The organism is Amycolatopsis sp. cmx-11-51 (genome assembly GCF_047608665.1).
In the GTDB taxonomy this organism is placed as follows: domain Bacteria; phylum Actinomycetota; class Actinomycetes; order Mycobacteriales; family Pseudonocardiaceae; genus Amycolatopsis.
In genome coordinates this window covers 1-11,093 of record NZ_JADNQO010000006.1, presented here as the reverse complement: position 1 = coordinate 11,093, position 11,093 = coordinate 1, and the positions used below count along the sequence as shown (strand labels likewise).

The following is an 11,093-nucleotide window of genomic DNA, read 5'->3' as shown; positions in this document are numbered from 1 at the left end:
CCTCCTTAAGTGGAACTTTCTCCGCTTAGTTAAGCGGAGAAAGTTCCACTTGTCTACCGACTAAGCTCACCGAGTGCTTCCCATCGCAGGATCCGGACCGGTCGAGCGGGCGGACGCGGCTCGCAACCGGCGGAAGATCGTCCGGGCCGCGGCCGAGCTTGTGGCGGCCAAGGGAGTCGACGGGCTCGTGTTGGACGAGGTCGCGGCCGAGGCGGGCGTCGGGATCGGGACCGTGTATCGACGGTTTCCGGACAAGGGCGCGTTGGCGCAGGCGCTTCTGGACGAGAACGAGCGCGAGTTCCAGGAGGCGTTCATCAGCGGGCCGCCACCCTTGGGACCGGGGGCGCCGCCGCAAGAACGGCTCCGGGCGTTCATAAGCGCGTACGTCGACAGGCTTGAGACGCATGGAGACCTGCTGATGGTCGCGGAGACCGAGACGCCGATGGCGCGGTTCGTGACCGGCGCGTACCGGCTGCACCGCGGTCACCTGGTCGCGCTGATCAGCGAAATCGAACTGGCAGCGGATGCGCGATTCCGGGCGGAGGCACTGCTCGCACCACTGGCGGCGGCACAGTACGCCTACCTGCGACGGGAAGGCATGACGCCGGAACAAGTCAAAGCGGGCCTGAGTGACCTTCACCAGGTGACAGGTAGTTCTCGCACCGTGTAGAAGATCGCGTTCTCGTTGAAGCGCAGCTTTTCTGCGAGACCGCGGTCTCGGACGTCGGCACCGAGACTTCGCGGGAGTCGAGAAAGGTCTGGTATGGATTTTGCGGCGAAGTCCGGACTGGTCGAGCAGGTACGCGCGTTCACCGGAGGGGTGGCCACGAGGAACACCAGGACCTCCTCGCCTGAGGGGACTCTGGGTCCGTGAAGGCCTCCTTAGGGGACTCTGGGTCCCTTAAGGAGGCCTTCACGGACTTGGACTCAGCGCTCGCCCAGTTGCCATTCCGGCCGCACGTAGTGGCAGGTGTAGCCGTTCGGGATGCGCTCCAGGTAGTCCTGGTGCTCGGGCTCGGCTTCCCAGAAGTCACCGGCCTCGGTCACTTCGGTGACGACCTTGCCGGGCCACTTGCCGGAGGCGTCGACGTCGGTGATCGTCGCCTCGGCGACCTGCTTCTGGGTGTCGTCGGTGTAGTAGATCGCCGAGCGGTAGCTGGCGCCGAGGTCGTTGCCCTGACGGTCAAGCGTCGTCGGGTCGTGGATCTGGAAGAAAAACTCCAGGATCTGGCGATACGTGAGCCGCGCCGGGTCGAAGACGATCTCGATGCCTTCGGCGTGCGAGCCATGGTTGCGGTAGGTCGCGTTCGGCACGTCTCCGCCGGTGTAACCGACCCTGGTGGAGACGACTCCGGGGTGGCGGCGGAACAGGTCCTGCATGCCCCAGAAGCAGCCGCCCGCGAGAACAGCCTTTTCCGTCACTGTGGTTCTCCTCTGGTCGTCGACATCCAGTAGAACGCGCCAGGGCGTCCCTGTCATCCCCGCCCAAGTGTGACGGAACGCTTACGTCCACCGCGCGTCTCACGATGCGTGAAGCTCCTGCTCGCGGCCCTGGTCTTTCTGCTGGCCGGCTGCACGACGACGCAAGACCCCGCACCGTCACCCGAGGAGGCCTTCCGGTTCGGCGGGATCTCGATGCCCGCGAGCGGCGAGGTGCTGGAGACGAAGTACGAGAGGGGCATCGACGTGATGTACCGCGTCGCCCTCACTCTTCCGGCGGAGGACGTGCCGGAGCTGCTCAAGGCGTCCCACTTCGCCCCCGGTGTCATGGAGGACAGTCAGTTCATCGACGGTCGCCGTGTGTCTCGCAAGGTCGCTGTCGAGGGGACCACCGTGCACCTCAGCCTTTTCACCACATGAGTACGCAGCGTGAAAAAGATGGGCCGTTCGGACTCGCCTGGGTGACCCCCTAACGTGTAGCTCCACGCATCATCGCCGGAGGTCGCATGGATCCGATCCGGGTACCGCCCGAAATGTTCCGTTTCACCGACGGCGGCAGGTCCGGGCTCCCCCTGGCGATCCTGCACGCCTTCGGCGAGGCGAACGAACGGCTCGAGACGGCGCTCGGCATCGACGACCTCCGCACGAGGCTGCGGGAAGTCGGCTGGCTGGAGACGCTGGACGACGAAGACCTGGTCAAGGCGCTGGACCAGCTGCGGAGCCAAGGCCACCTCGACATCGTCCAGAACCACGCGGGCGACTACCGGACGGCCTCCGAGTACGAACGCCGCAATCTTCAGTACTCGCTGACCCGGCTCGGCGAAGCGGCGTACGCGGGTGTGGTCCGCGCGAACGAAGTGCTCAACGCGACGGGTGGGCTGCAGACGGCCACCCTCGACGCGCTGGGCGAGCGGCTCGGTGAACTCGTCAAGCAGCTGGAAGACGGCACCGACAGGCGTGTTTTCAGCACGCTCACCGAAATCGAGAGCCACCTCGAGGCGTTCCGTGACAACACGAAGCGGTTCAACGGCGACCTCCAGCGCCTGCTGCACGCCGAAGCCGACCTCGCGACGTTCCACGAGGTCAAGGCATCCACGGTGGCGTATCTGCAGGAGTTCCTGAACGACCTGGAGCACCACACCCACACCATCGCCACCCGCATCAAGGAAATCGACGAGTACGGCGTCGAGCGCGTGCGCCGGCGTGCGCTCAACGGGGCGGCTTTGCCGAGCGCGGACCCGCGCTGGCTGGAAGTCCGTAAAGCCCGCTGGGACGGGCTTCGCGCGTGGTTCCTGCCCGAAGACGGCGCGGCGCCGCGGGTCGAAAACCTCCATCAGGTCGCGCGGCGGGCGATCATCACGCTCCTCCAGGTCCTGGACCGGATCACCGAGTCGCGACGCCGGGCGAGCAGCGCGGTCGCGGATTTCCGTGAGCTGGCGCGATGGTTCACCGTCGTCCCCGCTCAGGAGGACCTGCATCGCCTGTGGTCCACCATGTTCGGGCTCAGTTCCGCGCGGCACGCGCACCTCGCCCACGCGGACCCGGAGGTGGTCAGCACGACGGCGTCCTGGCTCGACGCGCCGCCGGTCGAGGTGTCGGAACTGCTCCGGTCGGCCGGCCGCACCGAGCGGTTCACCAAGACCGGAAGGGTCCGTGACGTCTCCGCTGTCCGGGCGGCACGAGTGCGGCAGGCGATCGCCGAGCGCGCCGAACTCGAGGCGGCGTGGAGCATGCTCGACACCGGCGGGGTCGTGCGGCTTTCGGCGTTCGAGAAGCTGGACCACACCGTTTTCGAGCGGCTTCTGGACCTGCTGGGGCAGGCACTCGGCAACAGTCCCGGCACGGGCGGCGCCCGGCGGAGCACGACATCCGACGGCCAGATCGAGATCGTCCTGCGGCCGCCGCGGAACGGCGCGGTCGCGCGCCTGACCACCACGAGCGGCGTCTTCCGCGGTCCCGACTACGAAATCGAGATCAGCACGGCCGGAGGCGGTGCGTGAGCCTCACGAACCAATTGGTCATCGCGGAGCGCGAAGAGGTCGCACGCGGAATCCGGGCGATGCTGGCCACGCCGCTGATCGGCGAACGCGGCGCCCCCGAGACCTTCGACCTCATCCGGCGCCGCCGCGAGCCCATCCGGCAGTGGTTCGACTACTACTGCGGCTGGACGCTCACCGTCGAACCCCGGCTCGGCTACGCCCGGCTGGTCAAGGTCCGCGCCGCCGACGACCCCAGCCGCCCCGCCCGGCGGCCGCGGTCCGGCAGGCAGGCGTTCGACCGGCGGCGCTACGTCCTGTTGTGCGTGGTCGCGGCCGAACTGCTCACGGTGCCGGTGACCACGATCGGCCTGCTCGCCGACCGTGTCGCCAGGGCGAGTGCCGCCGACGACCTCGTCACCACGTTCGACGTCACCTCGCGGGCCGAGCGCGTCGCGTTCGTGGACGTCCTCAAACTGCTGGAGTCCTTCGGTGTCCTGGCGGTCGCCGACGGGGACCCGGAGTCCTTTGTGGACGAATCCATCGCGAAGGCACTGTTCCGGGTCGACGCGACCCTGCTGCTGCGGATGCTCGCCGCCCCGGTCGGGCCGTCGCAGCTGGCCGTGCCCGCCGACGACGTCGCGCTGCGGTTCGAGGAGCTGCTGGACGCGGTGTCGTACGAGCAGCGCTACGGCCTCTCGTCGGGGCGCCACGAGGACACGCCGAGCGCTTCCGACGTCCAGCGGAACCTGTGGCTCCGGCATTCGGTCTTCCGCCGTCTCGTCGACGATCCCGTCCTCTACTTCGACGAACTGAGCGCCGAGGAGCGCGCGTACCTCGGGTCGCCGACCGGACGTCAGTTGCTGCGCCGCGCCGCGGAACAGGGTGGCTTCGTCCTCGAAGAACGCGCGGAGGGTGTGCTGCTCGTCGACGTCGACGGGCTGGCCACCGACGAGAAGTTCCCGGACGACGGCAGCAACGCCAAAGTCGCCGCGCTCCTGCTGCTCGACGCGCTGGACGAGCCGCGGACGACGGACTACCTGCAGAAAGCCACCGTCAAGCTGCTGAAACGGTTCCCGCGCTGGGCCAAGACCTACCGGGGCAAGGACGGCGTGCGGCGGCTGACCGTGGACGCGCTCGCGGTGCTGACCGGCTTCGGGCTGGTCCGCGTCGAAGCCGAACTCGTCCGGCCACTCCCGGCCGCCGCGAGGTACACCGATCGAGACGAGGAGGCGACGTGACCGTGACGAGATGGATCCCGTCCCGTGCGGGCATCCTCAACATCTGGCGCTACTACGACGAGATCTTCGAGTTCCACGACGGGCGACTGCTGTTGCGCGGCCCCAACGGGAGCGGGAAATCCAAGGCGCTGGAGCTGCTGCTGCCGTTCCTGTTCGACGCGAGCCTGCGCGCCAACCGGCTGTCGACCTTCGGCACCAGCGAACGCAGCATGCACTGGAACCTGATGGGCGAAGGCGCTTCCGGCGCCACGCGCGTCGGGTACGTGTGGCTCGAATTCCGCAGGGGCGAGGACAAGTGGTTCACCTGCGGCGCGCGGCTGCAGGCGAGCACGCACACCAGCACGGTGCACGCCGACTTCTTCACCACCGGACTGCGCGTCGGCGACGGCCTGCCACTGGTCGACGAGGCAGGCCAGCCGCTGACCAAGAACGCGCTGGAGGAGCACCTCGGCGAACGCGGGACCGTGCACACCGGCGCGGCCGACTACCGCACCGAGATCCGCGCGAAACTGTTCCCCGGCTTGAGCGAGCAGCGGTACGACGCGTTGATCACCGCGCTCCTCCAGCTGCGGATGCCCAAACTCTCGCAGCGGCTCGACCCGAGCCTGCTGTCCAACCTGCTGTCCCGTGCGCTCCCGCCGTTGGGGCAGCAGGAGATCGCGGATCTCGCCGAGGGTTTCGAACGGCTCGACGCGCAGCGAGAGAAGCTGGGCTCGCTGGAGACCGAGGTCGACGCGACCCGCGCGCTCGCCGCGCGGCAGAAGACCTACGCCCAGCGCGTCCTGCGCGCGAGCGCCGCGAACCTCATCACCGCGACCGCCGAACTCGACGGACTCGCCGCGGCCGCCCGCCGTTCGGCCGAGGAGTACGACGAGGTCGCCGCGAGCAAGGAAGCCGCCGAGGAACGCGCGGCGAAGCTGGAAAAGGACGTCGCAGAAGCCGAAGCCCGCCTCTCGGGACTGACCGAATCCGAGTCGTACCAAAAGGGCCAGGAACTCGACAAACTGCGACAGCGCGCGGTTTCCGCGCGGGAGCAGGCGGAAACGCTCCGCGCGGACGCCGACCGGCTCCGTGCCGAAGCGGACGCCGACGAGGAGCGCTCGCGAGCGGCGCGGCAGGTCGCGAAACGGCAGGCCGACCTCGTCCGCTCGCAGGAGATGGAGGTCAGGGCCGCCGCGACCCGCGCGAACCTGGCCGGGGTGCACGACGAACTCGTCGCCGGAATGGGCGAACCGGGCAGGCTGCGTCCGTTGCTGCAGGCCGCCGTCCGCGGCAAACGCGACCAGGTCGAGACCCTCGGCCGGGCACTGGACAAGCACGAACGCGCCGTCGGCCGCCGTCACCAGGCCGAGGCCGAGCTGGACCGGGCGAGGTCGGATTTCTCCGCCGCGCGGGAGAAACTGGATCTCACGACGGCGACACGTGAACTCGCGCTGAGCGATCTGCGCACCCGGCTCGCCGAGTGGGCGATCGGCTGCCGTGAGCTGCGTTTCCCCGACACGGAAGCACTCGTGCGGGAAGCCGAGGCGGAAGTCTCGCTGCTGGGCGAGATCAGCGCGGTCGCCGAGGCCGTGCTCGAGGACATCGTCCGGCGGGAGACGGCGACCGGCGCCGCGCTCGCCACGACGCGCACCGAGCACGACGAACTCCTGGTCGAGGCGAGTGTGCTCGAAACGGAGGACGTCCTCGCCCCCGCGTCGCCGAAGACCCGGACGGCGGACCGGGCCGAGATGAGTGGCGCGCCGCTGTGGCGACTGGTCGACTTCGCCGGTTCCGTCCCGGAGGACACGCACGCCGGGATCGAAGCCGCGCTCGAAGGCGCCGGGTTGCTGGACGCCTGGGTGAACTCCCACGGTGTCGTCGACGGGCACGACGTGCTCGCCGAAACCGGGACGCTGCCCGCGGCGTCCGGCCGTTCGCTCGCCGACGTCCTCGTACCGGAACCCGACGCCGGGGTCGCCCCGGCGAAGGTCCGGCGGGTGCTGGAAGTGATCGCCTTCGACGACACGCTGCCCGCGGGTCCCGCCGCGATCGGCGCGGACGGCGGCTGGCGGATGGGCAGCCTGTCAGGCAGCTGGGCGAAGCAGGCACCGGCGTACATCGGCGCTTCCGCCCGCCTGCGGGCCCGGGAGCGCAAGGTCGCCGGACTGCGGGACGAGATCTCCGGCCGCGAGAAGACCATCGCCGAGCTGGAAGGCGAACTGGCCGCGCTGCGCGGCAGACGCGAACTGATCAAGATCGAACGCGCCGCCCGGCCCGGCCACGAAGATCTCCTTGCCGCGACTGGAGAACTGACCACGGCCGAGGCCGACCTGACCGCCGCCGACGCCGACGTCCGGCATCGGGAAACGACCGTCTCCGCGCTGGAGATCGAAGCAAAGACCGCGCTGCACGAGCTGACCGGCCAGGCTTCGGAGAGCGGTCTGCCGACCGAACGCGCGCCGCTGACCGCGCTCGCCTCGGCCCTGCGCACCTACTCCGACCAGGGCGAGAACTGGTTGTACGAGCACGGGAACCTGCTCACCGCGACCCAGCGGGCCGAGACGTTCGCCGAGCAGGCGGAGCGTTCGGAGGCGAACGCCACCCGCCGCGAGGACGAGGCTTCGGAGGCGGAGACCGAACGCGCCAAGCTCACCGCGATGCTCGACGCGATCGAGGGCACCGTCGGCACCGGCCAGCGCGAGGTGCTCGCCGAAATCGACGGCCTGCGCACGAAACTGCGTGAACTCGCCGACGAACTCCGCGGCGCGAACTCCGACGCGAAGAAGCTCGCGGTCCGGCTGGGCGCGCTCGGCGTCCAGCGCACGACCGACGCGCAGGCCCGCGAGGACGCCACCGCGAAGCAGGACGCCACCGCGCTCCGGTTCCGGAAGCTCGCCACCGGGGTCTTCCCCGCCGACGGCGGAATCGAGGACCTGCTGAAGTTCCAGGCCACCCTGTCCGCTTCGGAAGGGGTGCGGGCGGCTCTCGACACAGCTCGCCTGGTGGCCGCGGCTTGGCCGTCCGTGCCGCACGCGCCGAGCAACCTCGGCGAGGCGCTGCACCGGCTTTCCGAGGCCGTGCACACCTGCCGGAACACGCTCAGCTCGCGCGCGGAACTCGATCTGGAGACCGACGAGGACGTCCAGATCTTCACCGCCGTCGTCGACGGGCTGCGGGTCGGCGCCGCCGAACTGCTGAAGATCCTTTACGCGGAAGCGGAACAGAGCAGGCACGAGATCACCGGCCGCGAGAGCGACCTGTTCGACAAGACGCTGACCGGTGACACCCGCCGCCATCTCGCGGCCCGGATCCAGCAGGCAGGAGACCTCGTCGACGGGATGAACGCGCGCCTGGAGCGGGTGCGGACCGCGTCGAGGGTCGCCGTCCGGCTGGTCTGGCAGGTCTCCCCCGACCTGCCGCCGGGTACCAAGACCGCGCGGGACCTGCTGCTGAAGGATCCGGATCAGCTGACCACCGAAGACCGCGAATCGCTGCACAAGTTCTTCCGCGAGCGCGTCGAGCAGGCGAAGGCGGACGACACCGCGACCAGCTGGGAACAGCAGCTCGCGCAGGTCTTCGACTACACGTCCTGGCACCGGTTCGTGGTCAAGCTGGACCGCGCGAACGGGGCGGGCTGGCAGCTGCTGACCAAGAAGCTGCACGGCGCGCTTTCCGGTGGGGAGAAGGCGATCGCGCTGCACCTGCCGCTGTTCGCCGCCGTCGCCGCGCACTACCAGGCCGTGCCGGAGGCGCCGAGGGTGATCCTGCTCGACGAGGTGTTCGTCGGCGTCGACACCACCAACCGGGGGCAGGTGTTCGGCCTGCTGTCCGTGCTCGACCTCGACCTGATGCTGACGTCGGACCACGAGTGGTGCACCTACGCCGAACTCGGCGGCGTCGGGATCCACCAGCTCATCACCGGCGGCGACGGGGACGACGCGGTGACCACGGCCCGGTTCACCTGGAACGGCCACGACCTCCTGCCCGCCGGACATTAGCCTGAGCGGCTCCGAAGCCGGTCGCGGAGCCCTTTCCGTGGTTCGTCCTTGTGCGACGCGGGATGGCTCACTACGTTCTCCTCCGATGGCGCCGACGTGGCGCGGCGGCACGGAACTCGAACTCGGCCCACCCGGCCGCCGGGCCGTGCTGGGGTTGCTGGTGCTCGCCGGCGGCGAGGCGATGTCCAAGCAGGACCTGGCGGACGCGCTCTGGGGCGAACGGCCGCCGCACAGTGCGGTGAACGTCCTCCAGACACCTGCGGCGGCTGCTGGAACCCGAGCGGGCCCCGCTCAGTCCGGGAGCGAGCTCCTGCCGCATGTCGGCGGTGGTTACGCGCTGCGCTGGGACACCATCGACGTCGACCTTCCCCACGTCCGCGGGCTCGTCGCCGAGGCGAACGACGCCCGGCGCGACGCGGAGACGGGCCGGGCCGCGGCCCTGTTCGGCGAGGCCCCGCGCTGGTGGCGCGGCAGACCGCTGGCCGATCTCCCTTCGCTCACAACGCATCCGAGGGTCGTGTCCCTGGTCGCGGAACGCCGATCGCCGCTCGCCGGGTACGGCGACGCGATGCTCGCCATCGGCGCCGCCCGCGAGGTGCTGACCGACCTGGTCGAAGCCGCCGCGGACCAGCCGCTGGACGAACCCGCCCAGGCCCGGCTCGGGCCAGCGGGCGACGGCTTTCCGGCTCTCGGCCCACGCCGCCCTGCTCGACGACGGGGAACCGCCCGCGAACCCGCGTCCCGCCCCTGGCGTCCCGCGGCAGTTACCCGGTTCACCGGCCGGGGCCACCGAACTGTCCATTTTGGACGAACTGGTACCGGGGGCGGCGGGTTCCAGTGGCACGGTGGCGATCGCGGCCGTCACGGGAACCGCGGGTGCCGGGAGACCGCACTCGCCGTGCATTGGGCGCACGCGTGAAGAACCGTTTGCCCGACGGCAGGCCGGGTCGTGCACCCGCGGCGTCACCGACGGCTCGGCCCAGGTGATCTTTCCGCCGTCCGCGCACCAGGAAAGGCCGTAGGCGCAGGTCCACTTCACCGGCACTTCAAGCACGGCCGGCTTGATGGTCTCGACGCCGGAAGCGCAGCCCCGTGCCGCATTCGCCTCACCTTCCGCGACGAACGTGAGCCCCGCGAAGAGAACCACCACGCCGGCGGCGTTCTTGATCGTCATCGCTCCCCCTGATTCCGTTGTCTCCCACTGTTGCGCCGGTCCCCCGCACCCGCAATCCGCCGGACGCCGGGTCTAATCGACGTCCAAAGCCACCGATTAGCTTGTGGCGCAATGATTTGCATTGAAGGGGAGTACCGATGAAGGCACGGCTCAAGAAGGCCATGATCGCGGCGACGCCCTTCGTCGGCACCGTGAGCGGGAGTTCGGCACCGACCGCCGGCCCGAAAGCGTTCGCGATCTCGTCGGACGGCAAGCTGATGGCCATGTTCTCCACCGGCAGAGGAGACCAACCTGATCGGGATCGACTTCCGGGTACAGAACGGCGTGGGGAACAAGGGCCGCGTCTACCCGATAGAGACCCCCGCCCGCGACGCCCGACGTCGTCGTCACGAAGGTCTCACAACTCAGTGTTCCCTTGTACGGCACGAACTTCGGTGTCGACTTCAACCCGGCCGCCGACCGGCTGCGGGTGATCAGCGACCACGGCCAGAACCTGCGGCACAACCTCGGCGACCACACCACGATCGAAGACACCATCCTGACCACGCCGCCGCAGGGCGGACCCACCAGGGGTGTCACGGCCGCCGCCTACACGAACAACGACGTCAACCCCGACACCGCCACCGCACTGTTCGTCATCGGCACGAACACCGACCAAGTGTTCATCCAATCGCCCGCCAACAACGGGTTCCTGGCACCGACCGGCACGCTCGGCTTCGACACCGGCCCGCTCGCGGGCTTCGACATCCACAGCGACCTGACCAACGGCAAGACGACCTCGGCGACCGTGTTCGCCGTGCTCAACCCGCCGAGCGGCTCTCCGTCGACGTTCTCCACCGTCAACCTGCTGACCGGCGCGGCGGCCAAGGTCGGCGACTTCCCGCTGCCGATCGGGGACGTCGCGGTCGCACTCGACACGCACTGAGTCCTCGGGGGTCGTGCTGTTCGGTGTTCGGTCTCGGCCGGACAACGAACAGCCGCGCGAACCTGGAAAGATGTTTTGCGGGTGGTGGAGCGTGAGCTGAACATGTCGGGCTAAAGCAGGAGGCGCCGGCCAAGCGGAACTCGATGCCGTCGCCGACGCGGCGCACTGAACCCTTGATTCCCTCCAACCGTTGCCGGAAATCGGCGACATCCACGTTGTCCGCACGACCCGAAACTGTCGGTGGTCGGTTGTATGTTCGCTGAGTGGACATTCACAAAGCCGCACCTGTGGCACTACTCGAAGACACAACCAACCCAAGAGTCTTGGAGGAGATCAACGCTTCCTTGAACCTCTTGG

Annotated in this window: 8 protein-coding genes; 7 read left to right on the top strand and 1 reads right to left on the bottom strand. The window is 69.2% G+C overall.

Going from position 1 to position 11,093, the window contains the following annotated elements:
* Window positions 1-73: 73 nt before the first annotated feature.
* Window positions 74-670, top strand: coding sequence for a TetR/AcrR family transcriptional regulator (locus ACM6LU_RS21830; protein ID WP_414939583.1), 597 nt, complete (start codon window positions 74-76; stop codon window positions 668-670).
* A gap of 257 nt (window positions 671-927) precedes the next feature.
* Here the strand turns inward: ACM6LU_RS21830 and msrA are convergent, their stop codons facing one another.
* Window positions 928-1,422 (bottom strand): peptide-methionine (S)-S-oxide reductase MsrA, encoded by a 495-nt coding sequence (gene msrA / locus ACM6LU_RS21825; RefSeq protein ID WP_414939582.1) that lies wholly within the window; start codon window positions 1,420-1,422, stop codon window positions 928-930.
* 108 nt (window positions 1,423-1,530) lie between these two features.
* On the opposite strand from msrA, the gene ACM6LU_RS21820 reads away from it, so the two are divergent.
* The 6 genes from ACM6LU_RS21820 to ACM6LU_RS21795 all read left to right on the top strand — a co-directional run bounded on the left by ACM6LU_RS21820 (window position 1,531) and on the right by ACM6LU_RS21795 (window position 10,736).
* Entirely contained in the window at window positions 1,531-1,860 is a 330-nt protein-coding gene (locus tag ACM6LU_RS21820) for a hypothetical protein (protein ID WP_414939581.1), read from the top strand.
* Between the two features lie 86 nt (window positions 1,861-1,946).
* Window positions 1,947-3,440, top strand: coding sequence for a TIGR02677 family protein (locus tag ACM6LU_RS21815; protein WP_414939580.1), 1,494 nt, complete (start codon window positions 1,947-1,949; stop codon window positions 3,438-3,440).
* Window positions 3,437-4,657, top strand: a complete 1,221-nt coding sequence (locus tag ACM6LU_RS21810; RefSeq protein WP_414939579.1) for a TIGR02678 family protein — start codon at window positions 3,437-3,439, stop codon at window positions 4,655-4,657. Before ACM6LU_RS21815 ends, ACM6LU_RS21810 begins: the two co-directional genes overlap by 4 nt.
* Window positions 4,654-8,637 (top strand): TIGR02680 family protein, encoded by a 3,984-nt coding sequence (locus tag ACM6LU_RS21805; protein ID WP_414939578.1) that lies wholly within the window; start codon window positions 4,654-4,656, stop codon window positions 8,635-8,637. The genes ACM6LU_RS21810 and ACM6LU_RS21805 overlap by 4 nt, the downstream gene beginning before the upstream one ends.
* An 85-nt stretch (window positions 8,638-8,722) precedes the next feature.
* A complete protein-coding gene (locus ACM6LU_RS21800; protein WP_414939577.1) occupies window positions 8,723-9,556 on the top strand; it encodes an AfsR/SARP family transcriptional regulator in 834 nt (277 codons plus the stop codon).
* Window positions 9,557-10,226: 670 nt separating this feature from the next.
* Complete coding sequence (locus ACM6LU_RS21795; RefSeq protein ID WP_414939576.1) at window positions 10,227-10,736, top strand: DUF4394 domain-containing protein; 510 nt, start codon at window positions 10,227-10,229, stop codon at window positions 10,734-10,736.
* The last annotated feature ends 357 nt before the right edge of the window (window positions 10,737-11,093 follow it).

Excerpts from the sequence above, each read along its gene's own strand:
- ACM6LU_RS21815 (WP_414939580.1), top strand. The coding sequence starts at position 1,947 with ATGGATCCGATCCGGGTACCGCCCGAAATGTTCCGTTTCACCGACGGC.
- ACM6LU_RS21800 (WP_414939577.1), top strand. The coding sequence starts at position 8,723 with ATGGCGCCGACGTGGCGCGGCGGCACGGAACTCGAACTCGGCCCACCC.